The organism is Solirhodobacter olei, from assembly GCF_004010155.1.
Classification (GTDB): domain Bacteria; phylum Pseudomonadota; class Alphaproteobacteria; order Rhodobacterales; family Rhodobacteraceae; genus Solirhodobacter; species Solirhodobacter olei.
The window spans coordinates 22,178-39,531 of record NZ_RRYH01000042.1 but is presented as its reverse complement, the minus strand read 5'-3'; the positions used below and the strand labels follow the sequence as shown (position 1 = coordinate 39,531).

Annotated in this window: 18 protein-coding genes and 1 pseudogene; 1 reads left to right on the top strand and 18 read right to left on the bottom strand. The window is 52.7% G+C overall.

Annotation, left to right across the window (positions count from 1 at the left end; all coding sequences use genetic code 11):
- Positions 1–93: 93 nt before the first annotated feature.
- The 14 genes and pseudogenes from galE to EIP85_RS20650 form a co-directional block, all read right to left on the bottom strand.
- Positions 94–1,110 (bottom strand): UDP-glucose 4-epimerase GalE, encoded by a 1,017-nt coding sequence (gene galE, locus EIP85_RS20715; RefSeq protein WP_127904124.1) that lies wholly within the window; start codon positions 1,108–1,110, stop codon positions 94–96.
- Between the two features lie 53 nt (positions 1,111–1,163).
- A pseudogene (locus EIP85_RS20710) lies at positions 1,164–1,403 on the bottom strand (IS1634 family transposase); the annotation flags it as partial.
- A 209-nt stretch (positions 1,404–1,612) separates the two neighbouring features.
- The gene (locus EIP85_RS20705; RefSeq protein WP_241560119.1) at positions 1,613–2,014 is read right to left on the bottom strand and encodes a GNAT family N-acetyltransferase; all 402 of its coding nucleotides are present in this window, start codon (positions 2,012–2,014) and stop codon (positions 1,613–1,615) included.
- A 184-nt stretch (positions 2,015–2,198) separates the two neighbouring features.
- On the bottom strand, positions 2,199–2,879 hold the full coding sequence (locus EIP85_RS20700) for a sugar transferase (protein WP_127904122.1): 681 nt from the start codon (positions 2,877–2,879) through the stop codon (positions 2,199–2,201).
- Between the two features lie 3 nt (positions 2,880–2,882).
- Entirely contained in the window at positions 2,883–4,073 is a 1,191-nt protein-coding gene (locus EIP85_RS20695) for a UDP-N-acetylglucosamine 4,6-dehydratase (RefSeq protein ID WP_127904121.1), read from the bottom strand.
- Positions 4,070–5,254: a LegC family aminotransferase gene (locus tag EIP85_RS20690; protein ID WP_127904120.1), complete on the bottom strand. Its 1,185-nt coding sequence runs from the start codon at positions 5,252–5,254 to the stop codon at positions 4,070–4,072. Before EIP85_RS20690 ends, EIP85_RS20695 begins: the two co-directional genes overlap by 4 nt.
- 105 nt (positions 5,255–5,359) lie before the next feature.
- Positions 5,360–6,562, bottom strand: a complete 1,203-nt coding sequence (locus EIP85_RS20685) for a glycosyltransferase family 4 protein (RefSeq protein WP_127904119.1) — start codon at positions 6,560–6,562, stop codon at positions 5,360–5,362.
- A gap of 236 nt (positions 6,563–6,798) precedes the next feature.
- On the bottom strand, positions 6,799–7,755 hold the full coding sequence (locus EIP85_RS23530; RefSeq protein ID WP_422067225.1) for an EpsG family protein: 957 nt from the start codon (positions 7,753–7,755) through the stop codon (positions 6,799–6,801).
- Between the two features lie 89 nt (positions 7,756–7,844).
- Positions 7,845–8,645, bottom strand: coding sequence for a glycosyltransferase (locus tag EIP85_RS20675; RefSeq protein ID WP_164871836.1), 801 nt, complete (start codon positions 8,643–8,645; stop codon positions 7,845–7,847).
- Between the two features lie 114 nt (positions 8,646–8,759).
- Positions 8,760–8,984 (bottom strand): integrase core domain-containing protein, encoded by a 225-nt coding sequence (locus EIP85_RS20670; protein WP_164871835.1) that lies wholly within the window; start codon positions 8,982–8,984, stop codon positions 8,760–8,762.
- A complete protein-coding gene (locus EIP85_RS20665; protein ID WP_127904115.1) occupies positions 8,981–9,553 on the bottom strand; it encodes an IS3 family transposase in 573 nt (190 codons plus the stop codon). Before EIP85_RS20665 ends, EIP85_RS20670 begins: the two co-directional genes overlap by 4 nt.
- On the bottom strand, positions 9,550–9,876 hold the full coding sequence (locus EIP85_RS20660; RefSeq protein ID WP_241560118.1) for a transposase: 327 nt from the start codon (positions 9,874–9,876) through the stop codon (positions 9,550–9,552). Before EIP85_RS20660 ends, EIP85_RS20665 begins: the two co-directional genes overlap by 4 nt.
- Positions 9,877–10,064: 188 nt before the next feature.
- Positions 10,065–11,132: a glycosyltransferase gene (locus EIP85_RS20655; RefSeq protein ID WP_127904113.1), complete on the bottom strand. Its 1,068-nt coding sequence runs from the start codon at positions 11,130–11,132 to the stop codon at positions 10,065–10,067.
- A 206-nt stretch (positions 11,133–11,338) separates the two neighbouring features.
- Positions 11,339–12,703, bottom strand: a complete 1,365-nt coding sequence (locus tag EIP85_RS20650) for an O-antigen translocase (protein ID WP_241560117.1) — start codon at positions 12,701–12,703, stop codon at positions 11,339–11,341.
- Positions 12,704–13,153: 450 nt separating this feature from the next.
- Here EIP85_RS20650 and EIP85_RS20645 point away from each other — a divergent pair, with 450 nt between their 5' ends.
- Positions 13,154–13,396, top strand: coding sequence for a transposase (locus tag EIP85_RS20645; protein WP_127904112.1), 243 nt, complete (start codon positions 13,154–13,156; stop codon positions 13,394–13,396).
- A 1,041-nt stretch (positions 13,397–14,437) separates the two neighbouring features.
- Here the strand turns inward: EIP85_RS20645 and EIP85_RS20640 are convergent.
- From EIP85_RS20640 to EIP85_RS20625, 4 genes are all read right to left on the bottom strand, one after another.
- Positions 14,438–15,535 carry a DegT/DnrJ/EryC1/StrS family aminotransferase gene (locus tag EIP85_RS20640; protein WP_127904111.1) on the bottom strand — a complete coding sequence of 366 codons (1,098 nt, stop codon included), beginning with the start codon at positions 15,533–15,535 and terminating at the stop codon, positions 14,438–14,440.
- Positions 15,532–16,305, bottom strand: a complete 774-nt coding sequence (locus tag EIP85_RS20635; protein WP_127904110.1) for a WxcM-like domain-containing protein — start codon at positions 16,303–16,305, stop codon at positions 15,532–15,534. The genes EIP85_RS20640 and EIP85_RS20635 overlap by 4 nt, the downstream gene beginning before the upstream one ends.
- Before the next feature lie 3 nt (positions 16,306–16,308).
- Positions 16,309–16,851 (bottom strand): GNAT family N-acetyltransferase, encoded by a 543-nt coding sequence (locus EIP85_RS20630; protein ID WP_241560116.1) that lies wholly within the window; start codon positions 16,849–16,851, stop codon positions 16,309–16,311.
- A gap of 131 nt (positions 16,852–16,982) precedes the next feature.
- Entirely contained in the window at positions 16,983–17,330 is a 348-nt protein-coding gene (locus EIP85_RS20625) for a MarR family EPS-associated transcriptional regulator (protein WP_127904109.1), read from the bottom strand.
- Between the last annotated feature and the right edge of the window lie 24 nt (positions 17,331–17,354).

Below are 17,354 nucleotides of genomic sequence, written 5' to 3'. Positions count from 1 at the left end.
GGTGAATGCGAAGATGCGCAAGGCCGAGATCGCGCGGGAGCGGGGCCAATTTCTACACCGCCAACAGATCAGGCGCAGATTCTGAAGATGCCCTTAAAGTTGTCGGTATCCATCTGGATTGCGCAGCTGCCAGTTCCAGGCTGACCTGCACATCTCATAAATTCCATACCGTGCCTTCCACCCAAGCTTTTTGTACGCCTTCTCAACTGAGGCGAAGCTCCGTGCGACATCACCATCTCGACGTCCCACAATCTTGAAGCGAATTTTTCGCCCGCTGGCAGCTTCGAAAGCTTCAATCATTTCGAGAACAGTTACACCATGGCCGGTTCCAATATTAATCGCTTCACATCCGACATGACACGCCCCAAACTCAAGCGCCGCGAGGTGAGCACTTGCGAGGTCCTCTACATGAATATAGTCTCGTTCTCCGGTGCCATCTCGAGTTTCGTAATTATCTCCAAATATACTTAAACACGCAAGACGTCCCACCGCTACTTGTGTGATGTATGGCATGAGGTTGTTGGGAGGGCCATTTGGGTCTTCACCTAGAATTGCAGATGCATCAGCACCCACGGGATTGAAATAACGCAACAGAACGGCGCTACGGTCTAAACCCGCAACCGTCCAGTCCTTGATTAATTCTTCAACGAAATACTTTGTTCTTCCGTAAGGACTTTCTGGGTTTCGAGGGTGACCCTCATCGAATGGAAGATATCTTGCAACCCCGTAAACGGTCGCGGATGAAGAGAAGACGATTCGCCTACATTGAACATCATCCATTGCCCTCAATATCTCAACGGTTCCCCCAATATTTTCTGCATAATATCGCAAGGGCACAATGCTTGACTCCCCTACGGATTTTAGGCCTGCAAAATGAATGACCGCGTCTGGCCTAAAGTACCGAAATGCATTTGACAATGCTACTGAATCCTGAATGTCTCCAATTATCATTTCCGGCTCGCGCTGGCTCAGATGTTTAATTCGACGCATGGCTTCGGGAGAGCTATTAGAGTAGTTATCAAACACAAGAATTTCATGATCAGCGCGAAGGAGCTGTAATACCGTATGCGACCCTATATAACCAACGCCACCTGTAACAAGAATTCTCATTTTGATACCTCAAATATGCCTTAAAGCCTCTAAGTGTCCAAACCGGCCGGTTACGCAAAGACATCGCCGTAGCCGACAGAAGACTCATAGCTGATGTCGTCTTCGGTATTCTCCAGCCGTCCCACGGCGCGATTGAGACCGTTGATCAAGGGATCAAGCTTGGCCGGGCTGAGCCTGTCCAGCCGGCCCAGATTGGCGACGACCTTGATGCGCACCTCGCAAGTCTCGTCGCGATGGCCTTCGACGAGTTGCAGGTAACGCCGACCGCCGGATTCGGAGATGCGCGTGTACATGGACGAACGATACAGCAGCCTTGTACAATCCAGCAAAGCTCATCAAGCTACGACGTGTTAGAACACGACTTCGCCGAAAGCAGCCGCCTGAGGCTCGTAACATATTGAAATCACACGAGCCGAAACAATCGCAAGGCCACAAAACGGCTCGTAGCTGTCGAAGTCGGGGTACCTGCCCTTCCAAAGAGACCGAAGGTGACCCACAGAAGTTAGACTTTCATCACATAGACTATAGATCCCGCTCCGGCGTGTACCTCAGTCCGCGCGATGGGTTCAGCCCCCATACGGAGGTAAAACCTGTGCGCGGGAGACAGAGCTGCACCAACCACAATACGGAAGGCGCCGACTGCCTGAGCGCGAAAGTGATCGGAGAGGGCGTTAATGAGTGTCTCCGCGACTCCAGTGCCTCGTGCTGAAGGAGCCACGACTATGCTAAACAATTCGTGTGATGGAAGTACCGGAATCGCAGTGCCGTCTCTTCTATCGACCGCGCGGCTGCGGCTGATAAGTTCAACAATCCCACGCAGGGTACCAGGACGCACCAAATGAGGCGCTAGAGCAAACCCTAAAGCAAGCGGTCTCCGTAGAAGACTACGGTAAATCGTCCCCATGCTGTTGCCTCCCGCGACGAAGCCCATCACCATTCCTTGGCGCTCATCGACGAGCAATACAGTGTTGGGATTTGCGTCGATAGCCTCATAAAGCAACACTAGAAACCGTGGTCCGAGACCCGAGAGGAACCCCTGGTTGAGCTCTGATACATGAAGCGCCGCAACTTGACGCAGAACATTCGCCTTAAGCGCCACGCCAATCTCCAAACTCTGCAAGTTCCAGCGGTGGAGAGGGTAAATCGGGAAACAAACGCCACGCAATCGAAGAGCGAGGTGCAACAACTACCCAAATAGTGAGACCTATCAGCAAAAAGTATAGCCCCACACCCTGCCGGTGAACATACCACTCTTCGAGCGCTCCTTTGTAGGGCATGATCACGTTATCATAGAATGCGTTCGGGTTGGTAGCCGAATGCATCAGTTCCTCCTCCCTGCGAAATACGATTGATCCAATACCCGAAAGCCCGGGTCGCACAGTTGTAATTGCCACTTGGGAGCCCTCGGAAAATGCATCGAAGCAGCGCTTCGTTTGGGGGCGTGGGCCGATCACGCTCATATCGCCCAGTAAGATATTGACTAGCTGAGGGAGCTCATTGATTTTGCTTTTGCGCAGGAATCGTCCGATCGGAAGGACACGCGGGTCGTCCTGGAGCGTCACCGTGCCAGTTCCAAGGTTGGGACTGTTTTTCAGCATGGTCGCGAATTTAATGAGGCCGAAGTAGCCGCCACCCTTGCCAACGCGGTTCTGCCGAAAGAATATTTCGCCCTCTCCCGTGAGCCGAAGAAGGATTGCTACAGGCAATAAAAGTGGAGACAGGATCAGGAGTGCCGAGCCGGAAAACACTATATCAAGAATTCGCTGCATCATTTACATCCTGCCGTCGAGATAGCGACCGTTATCCACATGTCGGAAATCGGGAAGCACCTCGTTAAAAAGAGTAACAATGTCTGTCTTGTCCCAGGTTGGCCCTGCATGGATACGTTTGAGCTCGGCAAGGAAATGGTCAAGCCTGGCTCCGTTGAAGTCAGCATTATTAAGGATAACTCCGATGGCATCGAAACGATCCATGTCAAGTATCTCAGATTGGGTAAAAAATTCCTCGAAGTCCTTTTCGCCAGCAGTGTCTGAAGCGAAAAAATAGACGGGCCAGCGCCGCTTTGCAATCAACTCGGCCGCACGGCCGCGCGCCTCGTCTTCGCTCGCGCATTCTTGTGGAGTGTAGCCCAATGTCTCAAGATATCGCACAGCAATGTCGGAAAAACGGGTGAGGTGCAGCGCTTCACTAAGCTTGGGAAAGAAGATATCGCGGTTGCCGCCCAACAGACACGACATCAGGCAAAGCTCACCGGATTCCTGAGGAGTGACAAAATAGCGGCGCACGTCGTAAGGGGCCGCAATGGGCTGCTTCTTAGCAATGCGCTGGTTGAACCCGTGCAAAAGGGAACCGTCGGAGAATGCAACATTTGCAAAGCGTGCTGTTGAGATCGGAAGCATGAGGCTTTCACGCATTAGAAACATTTCCATGATCCGCTTACTCGCTCCCATCAGGTTAACCGGGTTCGTAGCTTTATCAGTTGAGACGCAAAAATATTTGCGGGCACCCATTTTTTGTGCTACGGCAAGCGTCGAGAGTGTGTTAAGAATGTTCACCTGAATTAGCCGCATTAGCGTGAAAGGATCCTTTTCACTGCGAACATGTTTTAGCGCCGACAGGTTCAGTACGAAGTCGTAACCGGCCTCGGCCTCCATCAACGCCGAGAATTCTCGGGCGCCGCAGTCGATTGCGAACGTTCGGAAATCGCCGACGCCGTAACCTAGTGTGCTGCGGATATCTCTTACCAGCTCGACCATGTTGTTTTCGCTGATGTCCACAACATGAAGCGCGCGCGGATTGCGTCTAAAAATCTCACGAGTTACCGCTTGTCCGATGGAGCCTGCTCCACCAATTACGAGGAACCGTGACGAGCTCACAGTATCGGAGAGGGCCGCCCCGTTTGAGGCTATATCACCAGCGAAAAGAGCGCATTCACGCCCTATCAATCTCAGGATGTCGTTCATGGCTTTAGCCTTTCGAATTCGCTCTGCGGCACACTGGAAGGCAAGTTAACAACACGATCAACCAGCCAGCGTGCCTGTTCCAGCCCGTCCTGCTGACACTCAGCAAACATGGGTAGCTCGGTCATTAGCCGCCAAATCGGACGCGTCATCACACCGGTCTCGTTGCTAAACTTAAGGAAGTCATCCCGCGCCGCGCGGTCGTCGAAGAGGATTGCGTTCAGCCAATTGTTCGAGGTCGTCCCAGCAGGCGCTTCGATAAAGTGAAGGCCTTGTTCGCTGCAGAAAGCACGGTAGCGGGCGGCTACCTCAGCCTTGATCTTCAGCATCGCAGGTAGGACTTCCATCTGGGCGCAGCCTAATGCGGCATTGAGGTTAGGCAGGCGGTAATTGTAGCCAACTTCATCATGGAAGAACTCGTAACGATGTGGGCGCTTGGCGGTAGTGGTCAGATGCCTGGCGCGACGAGCAATCTCACCGTCATTTGTGACAATCATCCCGCCACCGCCGGTGGTGATTATCTTGTTACCATTAAAGCTAAAGGCGGCGATTTGACCAAAAGTCCCGGTGTGCTTCTTACCCACATAGCTGCCCAGAGATTCCGCCGTGTCCTCAACGAGTGCGATGCCAAATTCGGCGCAAATCTCAGCGATCATTTCGATGCGGCAGGGGATGCCAAAAGTATGCATCGGCACGCAGGCCTTTATCCTCGCGCCAGTAGCGACGTTTACCGTTCGCCCGCCCTCGCACCGAGTGTTAGTTTCCAGCCACGAACGCAATGCCTCAGGGCTCATACCCAATGTGTCGCGGTCGACATCGACGAAGACTGCTCTAGCACCGATATAGTTGATCGCGTTGCACGTAGCGACGAAGGTCAGCGCCTGAGAAATGACCTCATCCCCGCGCTCGACACCGACTAAGAGCAGCGCGGTGTGAAGCGCCGCTGTACCGTTAACTGCTGCGATGCCGTGGGTGGCGCCGGTGAACGCGGCTAACCGTCCTTCGAACTCTGTAACTCGGGCGCCAACGGAAGAAACAAAGTTGGAATCGATGCTGTCAACTAGATACAAACGTTCATTGCCCTCGAAAACTGGCCGGTGCAGTGTGATCGGTGGAGGACCATAGATCCCCTGTATGAAGTCAATCAAGGCTCCCTTTCGGGAGTCGGAGGCGCGGACCGTCATTTTCTTACTCCCTACGGGGCATCGAATTGGACACCGTGTTCTTTCCTTAGTCTCTTGACCAAGATAGATGAAATGAAGTGCGATAAAGCCAAGTGCGGCCACGGCTCAATCTTGACGTAAGTTATTCACACAATAACTCAACCTTAAATAGAGGTCCAGAAGCGCATTGCGCACTATGGATTGGGTATAGAGGCCCTCCACTCGAGCACGGCCATTGGCACCAATCTGAGCACGCTCACATCGCGTTAGCCCAAGTAGCGTTCGCATCACCGTGGTCAGTGCCTCCACATCGTGTACGGGTACCAACCAACCAGTTTCACCAGGCACCACGATTTCATTCGAACCATTAATGTCGGTGGCAATCACCGGCAGACACATGGCGCTCCCCTGCAAAAGTACGTTGGGAAAGCCTTCGCGATAGCTGGGTAGCACAAGCACGTCCATGAGACCCAGATAGGGCCGAGTGTCGTGCTGCCAGCCTGCCATTATAATGTTGGGATCGCTCGCCATCCGCGCCATGGTCTCTGATGGAATGGGGGCTGTCATATCCGGATCACCAACACACAACAACCACAGCCGTCCATTGAGCGCATCCATTTTAGCGCGATCAGCGACTTCGGTGAACGCCGCGACCATCTCCTTTAGTCCCTTGTCACGGTTAAGCCTTCCAATGAAACCTATGACAAAGTCACGTGGTCCAATTCCGAGCGTGATCCTAAGGGACGAAGCCGCGTTGACCACGGTGTGATCGAGTGGGTCAAAATGCACCGTGTCGACACCCGCAATATTGCCGTTACCCACTACTTCCAGAGGCTTATTAGTAATTCCGTGAGCTGAAATATCTCGCCGCACGCCTTCACCCTCGGGCACAACATTGGTCGCACACGCGCATATCAACCGATCAACGGCGATCAACAAGTGCCTCCTCAGGCCAACGTTGCTAGGAAATACCAGTCCAGTAAAGGTATGAATTCGAACTGGAATTCTGGCCAAGTATGCTGCCACCATTAATACCAATCCCGCTTTGGGCGTGTAAGAATGTACGATATCAGGCCGTATCCGCCGAATTGCCCGAAAGGCTTGCCAAATCGACAAAAGATCAGTAAGGGGTGCGATCCCGCGCCTCATTTTGATAGTCTTCGGGGTAATTCCCTCATTATCCGAAACCAGGCCAAGCAACTTTCCTGGGCTGGTTATTAAATGTATGTCGAAATGCTGCGCGAGCCAGCGCGGTTGGCCGGCCAGTATCGTTGCCAACGTCTCGGGCACAGTGGTGGCAATCAATATGCGGGTACGTTGTCTGTTCATCGCAGAATCACCGGTAGGAAATCAAAACAGTCGAGCGGGGGATAACGGAATTACTATAAACGTACGGCCTAAGTCGGTCCGATGCCGCAATCGGTCGATCAATGGCAAATCGGCCGAATGAAGATTTACCTTGTTCACCGGTTTCCTAAACGCAATAAACTAAACTGGCTTTGATGCTGTAACCGTCCCCGCAGGCATCCGTGCGCCTAGGTGAGCGGCCACAGCAACAGAGCCGCCTAGAGCGCGATGCTCGAGATCCAATTAAATGGCAAAAAGGGAGATTCTCCTTGCCCATACGCAGCATAATATCCAAAGACGTTTCCACTGACCACGATTAGTCCGGTGGTCAGCAAGACCAACTTCCCCGATCTAGATAACTTACCGCCACTATTCTCAATTTGCCGGCAAATCCAAATGGTAAGCCAAGATACCACCAAATCCATCATCCTCAAACCTGAATAGCTATATCGAGATATTACAAAGAAGGCAAAGAATAACACTGAAGATCTTACTAATGTGCCGCGAGATCCAGAGACCTGAGTAGACATCGACAAAATTGCGTACCCTAGGCCTGAAAACTCCAATATTAAAGACAGGCCTGAAAACGCAGAGGGTGCCGAAAAATTCCTATACATTGAAAACTTACCCTCCAAATAGGAAGACAGAAAATAACTGCCAATCACCAACCCTGCGATAATGCCTGTGGAAATCAGTAATCGGTGCCGACTGTTCTTCGCGCGTGAATCGAAAATGTCCATCCCGATAAAAAAGGCAGCTGAGTAGTGAAAACCAACGGAAACCATTTTCCTAATGAGGGCCTTTGACTCGAGCGCTCGCCTCTCATGGATCCCCGCTAGCATATAGATTGCTGTCGCAAGTCCGATTCTATTTACATTCATTGTATATGAAATAAAGAGGGTAGGAAAGATTACGGCACAAAACACAAAGCGACTACCCCGCCTAGAGTTGAGAAAAAATATTATGAATATAGCTGATATGATGCCGCTGACCACACGCATCGTTAGTTTGTTGTCGTTAGTAATCGAATTAATCCAACGGACCATTAAATAGAAAAGCGGTTCGCTCCCGTTGTATGAGTTTGGCCTTGAATATAATGCGACTAGGTGCTCATAGCTAAACAGATCCGTCCCAACATTGCCTCGAAACAAACAGACAATAACAAACGGAAGCATCCCAATGGCCAATATTGCTCGCCCACGGTAATTAGTTACCTCGGAAATCCCCCAACAAAAATAGTAGAACACATATAAGCAGATGTAAATCAAGCTGACACGATCCTCTTATTGTCCGAAACCCCGCGAATCAGACTCTTAAGAATCTGCCAACCTGCGCCGAAACAGTACTTTATTCCGTAGCCACGGATAAAATAGTCCAACATCAGACCTGCCATTGACGAATACGCCGATCGCGCCCTTCTGGCTGGACCACTGGAAGTATCTCTGTACGATGTGAGCGGCTCAGCAATAGAATGATATGTTAAGAGTCCACGTTCCTTTAATAATAACAGCAAAGCGTAGTCTTCGCAGTGCGCATTTGCCGGATATCCGCCAACTGTTTGCAATGCGGATTTTCTAAACATTATGGATGGATGAACCAGGGGGTTCCGCCAAAACAGCAGGCGATGCAGTTCGCTGGTGGACCGCGGTGCAGATCGATACCCTACAACACGACCATGGCTGTCAATCAAATTCACGTCGGTGGCCACGACGTTTGTTGCATTCTGGCAATCAAGGATAGAAGCTTGTCTCCGCAAGCGCTCCACCCCGGCAAGGTCGTCGGCGTCCATTCTGGCAATATACTTGCCGGATGCAACGTGAATTCCAAGATTGAGGCTAAAAGGTAAAAAGTTAATATCTGTAACCTCGATCTTGATACGGGGATCCCTCTCCATCATGGGCGCAATGTTTGAGTGGATCTCCCGACGACGGTCGCCGTTTACTACTATTACGAGCTCAAAGTCTTCTTGGGTCTGTGCTAGGCAGGATGCAATCGCATTTCGAAACATTTTATTGTCCACATTTGTGCAAAGTAGCCAAGAGATTTTTGGCGATTTTAAGGTCATCGGCTTCCCCGCCATTATATGTAGTTGTTCGCACGCCGAAGCATCAAGCTGAGCCATTACACAACCCGAGTGTTGGAGTGAACCCCACGGGCTGGACCACTGGGCTCCTTCGAACTAAGCCGCCCGCTGGGCGAATAGGGTTTCAAATTCCTTGGGCGGACGGTAGTCGAGGGCGGAGTGCAGTCTTCTGCTGTTGTAGACCTGCTCGATGAAGATCGGCAACCGGGTGGCGACATCGGCAAAGGTTTCGTAGCCGGCGATGCAGACCTCCTCGACCTTCAGCGTCTTTATGAAGCTCTCCGCCTGGGCGTTGTGGTAGGGGTTGCCGACGCCGCTCATGGACCCGCGCAATCCTCGGCGTCGAGAGCATCGCGATACAGCTGGGATGCGTATTGGCAGCCGCGGTCCGTGTGATGGATGCATCCCGGCGGAGGCTTCCTGCTCGCGACGGCGCATCGAAGCGCGGCAAGCGCGAGCGGCGTGTCCAGGCGCTGCGACAGCGCATAGCCCACGACCTTGCGGCTCCACGCATCCAGAATCACCGCGAGATAGCAGAAGCCCTGGGCTACACGGATATAGGTGAAATCTGCCACCCAGACCTGGTCAGGCCGATCGGGGATCCTGTTGCGATAGAGGTTCGGGTGGATCGGCTGGTCATGCCGACTGTTCGTCGTGCGCACGTAGCGTTTCCGCGGCCTGACGCCCAAACCTGCCAACCTCATGATCCGCGACACTCGCTTGTGGTTCACGATCAGCCCGCGGCGGCGCAGTTCATGGGTCACACGCCGGTAGCCATAGCGGGGAAACTCATCCTGGATGTCCTCGATCAAGGCCGTGATCTCCGCATCCGTCGGTCCGGTCCCCGAGGATCCGGCCCGATAATAGAAGGTGCTGCGCGGCAGGCTCATGGCTTTGCACCCTTGCCTGATGGAGCAGCCCCAGGGCCAGTGACGATCAAGGATCTCTCGCTGCCGGTGACGCTCGGGGGCCGCGGTGTTTTTTTGACGAGGTCCAGCTCCATCGTCAGCTGACCGACCTTGCGTTCGAGAGCGGCGATCTTGGCTTCGTACTCGGCGATGACGCTGGCTTCGGCCTCCTCGCTCGTGAGCTCGCCGCGATCGAACTGAGTCAGCCACAGCTGGATGAGGTTGGCTGAGATGCGGTGAACGCGCTGCGCGTCCCGCCGACCGATAACCCCGGCACGAATGTCTTGGCAGAGCTCCAGCTTCATCGGCAACGAATGTCGCCGGTAGGGACCACGTGAAGTCATGAGCCTTCTCCAATCAAGGCCCGGTCAGCGTATCAGCTCACCAGGGGCTCGTGGTCCAGCCCGTGGGGTTCACTCCATATCCAGATCAGTTCTCAGCGGAACTCAACTGCGGAGGAACCAGGACTTCTAATGACGAACTTCAAGATTCGTCAATTGTTAAGCCATGTATCCACATATTTCTGCGCAACCCGTACATGACCGTGAACAAGTTCAGCAAACCGTCTGGATTCCAAACCCAAATCCTTTATGCTGCTCCGCATGTCCAAGAGGTTCTCAATCTCAACGATTACACTTTTGGCACTCGGTAGTAAATTTATAACCGGAGTTTTCTCGACACCCAAGCTCTTTAATGAAAGAGGTTCCGCCCCACCCATAACCACCTTACCCATTGCCATAGCGTAGATACCATTAAGACCCAGAGAATGAGCATACATTTGATCGATAACTACGTTAGTGCGCCTCATCAATTCCAGATAACGGTCCAAAGGCATTTTACCGTCAATGACCAACTCAAGATCATTCGGATATTTCTTTGCGAGATAATCAAAAGCCTCCTCCACATGCCTCGTGCCTTTAAATCCGTATCGATTCAGCCCATGAAAAACGATAAGCTTGTTGCCGACCCTATTTTCCCGATATTCAACCTTTCTGGTATTAATTGGAATTGGAATGGTATCGAGTCTCTTCGATTCGCCACGATAGCCAACTTCATATTCATACATTATCGGTATGATTCCACAGGACTTTTCCAACAGCGACTTGTTGAATCTGTATGCCCATTCAGTATCCATGTAATATCTATCCGATTTGAGGTCATACTTTAAGAAATCATCAAATGGTCCATACGGCAAAATCCTTCGCCCATGCTTCCAGAAATACGCATCGTCGCCGGCGCCCAGCATAAAGAACTTTTCATTGTTCCTTATCAGCCAATCGAAAAAATAACTCATTGGCAGAAACCGGTAATACAAATAAAATGGATTGATTAACTGCACAATATCGTACCCTTTCAATTGATCCGAGGAAAGAATCGGCTTCAGACGGCGGCCCACCTTACCAAAAATACCGGGCAGCGAGGAATTGAAGTCAATATCAACGGGCACTTTCTTAAACCCGTCCCCCGAACCAGCAACAACAGCATCATGCCCAAGTTCTTGCAATCCCTCTTTTAGATTTTTGTGGAGAGAGCTATATTCTCCCAACAAGAGAATTTTCATAGATTTTTGTCCTTTATCTGCCGGGCATGAGAGTTTGTCTTTGATTGGTCGATACGGCTCTGTGTCTAGTGCGGCGGCCCCTTCTGATGGCGCCGCTTTGCGTGAAAGCAATGTTAATTAAGGCAGCACTGTGAAGAAGGGCGTCCCTTAAGACCTTCAGCCGCCTGATGTCGAAATTGATTCCTCAAATCAGGAAGCCAATTATATCAGGCTCCGGCCCACGCCCTTTTCGTAACGAAGATTATAACAATTAAGTAAATTGCGTAATTTGCGGCAAATGCATAACTAATCCCGACCAAGCCATACTGACCGACAAGCCACCTGGCTAAAAGGACCAAACTTAGGCTAAATGATATCTCCGTAACGATAAAAGTCTTGGACATAGATTTGGCAACCATCAAATACGCGAATAGCCAGGATGCGACCTTGAGAACATCTCCCACTAATTGCCACAAAAATAGCTGACGAATTGGGAGAAAGTCATTAGTAAACAGCAGCGCTATGATGTAATCCTTCATCAGAAATATCCCAACCGACGTAATAGCTACAAGAGGCATAATTATTTTGTAACCATGCCAAAGTTCACTTCTGATCGTGGCCTTGTCGGTGATTTCTGATAGCTTGGGGAGATAGTAGATGCTTAGCGTTGTAGTCACTGCCATTAGGTACATCGTTGAGATATACCACATTGCCTGCCAGTATCCCGCCTCATCCCAGCCAAGGGTTGTGCCAATATAGTTACGAATAACCAGATGCGAAACTGGCACCGTAATAGCGCTAACAACTGCCATTGCAGCGAAGGCCGCAAGTTTTTTGGCCTCTGGCTTGTCAAATGGCCTCTTGAAGTTTTCAAGATTAATTATTTTGTGGCCCCTCAGCATCCATAGCAATATAAAAAATATTACGGATTGATTGGTTGCCAGTGCTATGAGAATGCCATCCAGCCCGAGAAACTTTATCAATAGTGTTGTAAAAATTAGGCCATATATGCTTTGGATAATGTTAATTGCTACCCAGATTTTGATCTCCCTGAGGCCGTTAAGAATGGATAGCAATAGGTTGTTTAGGACAAATAACGAAATGGTAAAGCCAAGGATTACAAATATATAACCATAGTGATCCGACTTTAATATTTGCGTGGACGCGTAGTTTGCAAATACTATTATCCCCAATCCTACCAGCGCGGAGGAAGAAAGGCTGATCCTAACGGCAGTGCTAAGAAGTGCTGGAATGCGGTCTCCATCTTTGCCATACTCAGCGACGTATTTTGTAACCCCATTATTGATTGCGCCTTGAGCCGCGGTCATCATGAGCTGATTAAAGTTCTGAAATTGCCCGACCAATGCCAAGCCAGTAGGGCCTATATAGACAGCCACGGCTTTATTAATCACCAACCCCGCTGCCATTTTTACGGCCGTAGAGATTAGAGTTAGAATCGAGGTTCTTATTAAATTCATTTTTGTTCCAGCATCATTGATCTTTTGAGGCCAGAACAGGACGATGGCTGCAAGGGCGACGATGAAGAGTATGGCCTGCGGAAGGTCTGACTCATGAATAGTTAACGCTGCCAATCGGTTCTGTTGATGGCGTGGCTTCCCCTCCTGACGGCATCGCATTGTGCCAATGTGATGTGTGTTGAACCATCACTGTAGGAGAGGGCATCCGTGTCGGGAGTTACTATCTGACAAAGCGCGGTTTCCAGTTGTGTATCGGGCGAGAGGACGGGTTCGTCGTGTTTCGCAAGAAGCTTTTTCTGGGTCGGGCGCGGGCCTTAGTTGCAAAGAAATCCAAATGCGCTATCGCCATTGAGGCTTGCGCCACAGCGCATGGTTGGGACCTCGAGTTTGAGAAGTTTGGACACGATGTGCGGCTGATCCCGACGATCTATGTGAAGCCGTTCGTATAGCGCCAGAAAAAATGTTTCGGCGGATGCTGATACGATTGTCCAGGTTTCGAGCTAGTTGCGCAGCGATCAGTCGATGCGTGGCATCGTTTGAAGGCGCAGATGTTTGCGTCCTACCATGCGCTTCGTCGCGCTAGAGACGGAAGCACAGCGAGTCCGGGCGATGCTGTTTCCCGCGCTGCAGATGTTCGTCGGCCAACGTACCCAGATCTTCAAAGCCTTGCGCGGACACCTCGCTGAGCGTGGATTGGTCGCGGCGACGGGGACAGCGCAGCTCAAACGCCTTGCGGATACGATTGAAGATGGCGACACGTCGATGCCCGTAAAGGTCCGCGAACCGGGCCAGATGTATCTGGTGTAGATTAAAGGCCTGAATGCTCGGGTTGCCGAACTTGATCAGAAGACGAGATGCGCGGCCAAGAGGCCGACCTGGTTCGACGGGCGCAAACCATGCGGGCTGGGACTCGTGATCGCGATCGCGTCATTCGAACCAGTACTGGAGAGCTTTCGGCGCGGACCGGACTTTGTCTCTTGGCTCGGGTTCGTGCCGAAGCAGCAGTCGACGAGTGGCAAGGCTCGGTTGGGCAGCGTGGTATCCGCGCTCTTCTGATCTCCGGCGCCCCTTCGCGCATGTAAACATGCATTGCCGGGCTCCGCCTTCAGGCCGCGTATCGCATGCCTGTCCACGGCTGTGTCAAACGTCACATCGAGAGGCCTCTTAGACATTCGCACCCGATCACACGCTGATGTCTTTCAAAAAAATACTTGCACCAGTGCGGACATCAATACACGGGCAATTCGACTAATAGCCGAGATGCCCCTTTTCCCAGACAGACCTATCCCGCGTCTTCAGTCACGGGTATGCCGAGCAAGCTGTAGCCGTTTGGGACGGGGATAATGGCCTGCAGTTCGGAGACCTGGCGATTGAAGTTATGTACCATGAGGCATTGATCCAGCCGTCTTACGCAGTGAGTCATCGGGTCGACGCGGCTTCGATGGTGGTATCTACTCCCGATGCGCTACACATACGGCCGAGATATTTTGACGTCCCGAGGCCTTCGTTTTGCCCATCGTCATGCACCATGACGTCCGATCAAACCTTGGTTATCAAGTGATGGCCGTCACGCCAAGTGCCCTGAAAGGTGCATTTCGCACAGAACTCGGCCTCTTGAAAGAACCAAGTCTAGCGCTGGTTCGACGAATTGACACGGAAGCATCTGCAGCGCGGCGTCCACCGCACTGTCGCCGAGTTGGATGCCGGCATCTTGCCCCTCCTCTTGGCCCACATCGAAGAACCGAGGCCTTATTGATGTCAAATCTACCGAAGAAATCCTCTCCTCAGTCACGCGGTTCTGGAAGCGAACCTTGCAAATCCTATGCCGCGAACTCCGGATTAAGGTAGCTAGATTTCTTCGGCATTGATGCAGCATTCAATAATAAATTCCACCTCTTGAGTTGTCAGTTGCGGCCCCATCGGGAGGCTCAATACCGTGTTCGCGAGGCTCTCTGCGATAGCCAAGGGACCAAAGTCTGTGTCTCCATAGGCGCCCTGCATGTGCGGCGGTATCGGATAGTGGATCAGCGTACCTGCACCCGCTTTAGTCAATTTTCTTTGTAACGTGTCGCGCTGATTACTGCGTACAACATACAGGTGCCAAGCCGGCTCCGCCCAGTCGGGCACATGCGGCAGGATCAGTCTGGTCCCAGGGAGGCCCTCGGCGTAACGTGAAGCGACAGAACGGCGGCGTTTGGTCCAGTCGTCAAGATGACGCAGCTTGACCCGCAACACCGCCGCATGAATCGGGTCTAAGCGCGAATTGCTCCCGCGTACATCGTTCACATATTTCACACGGCTTCCGTAGTTTCGCAAAATGCGAATGCGGTCTGCTAGTTCATCGTTGTCGGTTGTCACAGCACCGCCATCGCCCAAAGCGCCAAGGTTCTTGCCGGGGTAAAAGCTCCAGCAGACAACATCACCATGCGCGCCGATGCGCTTCCCCTTGTAACTTGCGCCATGGGCTTGCGCGGCATCCTCGACCACAAACAGTCCATACTGACGCGCAAGTGCAAGTATCGGGTCGAGATCAGTGGGTTGCCCATACAGGTGGACTGGCAGCAGGACTTTCGTAGCCGACGTGATTGCGGCGGCGATGCGGGCGGGGTCGATATTATGAGTCGCCGGGTCGGGTTCAACCGGGACAGGGCTAGCACCAACAGCCGTCACTGCAAGCCATGTGGCAATATAGGTGTTTGAAGGGACAATCACCTCGTCCCCCGGGCCGACTTCCAGCGCACGTAGCGCTAAGATGAGCGCATCCAGCCCATTACCCACTCCCACCGCGTAATTCGCCCCGCAGTAGGCCGCCCAGTCAGCCTCGAACGCCTCGACCTCGGGGCCGAGGATATACCAGCCGGAGTCGAGCACTCGCGCGACGGCTGCGTCGATCTCGTCCTTGAGTTCGAGATAGGCGGTGCGAAGGTCGAGGAAGGGTACTTTCATTTGGTCCGCCTTTTTATCTCTTCCAAAAATCTATCGTAGGTACGCAGGTAATCTTCGCTTTCGTATGGACGCGACGCAAAAACGAGTAGAACGGCGTCGGCACTGTAGCGATACTGGGTGCCCCACACCATCGCCGGCATGAACACACCCATGTCGGGACGGTCCAGCGTCACCTCGCAGCGCCGTTCTCCATCGTCCAGCAAAACACGGCAGGAACCGTGCAGGCAGATCAGGAACTGATGGCAATGCTTGTGAGCGTGTTCACCTCGAAGCTCTTCGGAGGGCACGTCGAAAACCACAAAATAGCGGGTGGGAGCGAAGGGCACCTCGGTTGGCACCTCGCCCACAGTCAATCCGCCGCGCGCGTCGACAATGCGCCGCATCAGGTAAAGCGCTCCTTCACCGACTCCCAACGGCACACGGCTGGGCCGTGCGAGGTGCTGAAAATTATGGATGTCGACCAGCTTCGGACTTGGGCGTTCATCCGCCACGGCAGAAAACGCGCTGCTATAACCGACAACCTGTGCCGGATTTCCTTCGACGATGGAATTGGGCGGGACCGACCGTAGCACAACTGCCCCAGCCCGCACCCATGCACCCTGGCCAATCGTCACGCCCTCTCCGATGACCACCGCAGCATCAACACGCGCATTCGCGTGAATCTCGACGCCGGGTCCGGCTACCGTGACCCTGGATCCCAAGAAGGCATCCGACGCGATTACGGTATCCTCTGGAATTATGCTGCCATTATTCAGTTCGCGTTCGCTCATCGGCTATTGTCCTGTGATTGCCTTAAGATGCGTGGCGAGGTCTGCCTCAAATCGAGATCTGGGATACTCGAAATACAGGGAAAGTTCGTCCTTACCGACCAGATCCATGCCAAAACGTAGATAGAAAGCAGTTGCATGTAGGTTGTCGTGTCGCGCCTCGATCAGTGCCAGTGACCGTCCAAGGTCCGCGAACCCGACGCCCAATGACAGCACCGCACTCTCCAGCGCCGCCTTTGGTGGCTTGTTCGCATCCAGTATCCAGCTGCCCCAAGTGAAGCGGTCATTTTCAATGTCGTAGAGACGCACCAAGCCGCACCGCTGCCCGTTATCCAGACGTTCAATCACGTAATAGGCCTCCAAGCCCACGGTCTCGCGCCCCTTATAGCTCTCAATCCATTTGCGTTGATCCTCCGCGGTGCCCGCCACCCGCGACAAGTGCTGGTTGTAGGCGGGATCGGACCGTAGGCCGTGAATGTATTCAGCGTCTTCCAACCGCACCGTCCGGAGGCGCAACCGGTGGCCGTCCATTTGTTCGGGAATGCTCACAAATGTACCTCACTCTCGCGTGCCGGGATGCCGGCCCGTTGGGGCACTTTGCCCCCAATCTCCAGGTAGTAGGTGTGAGGCTGTGAGAGACGCGGACGAAGGGATCTAGAACACCCAACCGCGCGAAGCGCTTACTCTCGCGACCCCAGGCGGGCCTCGTCTGCCTCCGCCATCACTGCCTCGATCTCCACCTTGAGCCGTTCGTATTCCACCATCTTCCTACGCAAAAAACTTGCCGTCATTGCGGACTTCGCAGCCAAGCCCGCAGGGGTGAGAAGATAGGCGTAGCGCGGCTTGTTGGTGGAGGAGCGAAAGTTCCTGAGCTTGACATAGCCCTTGTCCACCAGTGCTCTAAGCACATAGTTGACCTGGCCTACGCTGACGCCGAGCGCCTCGCTTAGCTCCTTCTGGGAGAGGGTTGGATCTTCCTTCAGGAGCCTGAGAACTCGGAAACGTGCGTCATCGGCAGGATCAGACATAGCTACCGCACCGAGGGAGACCTT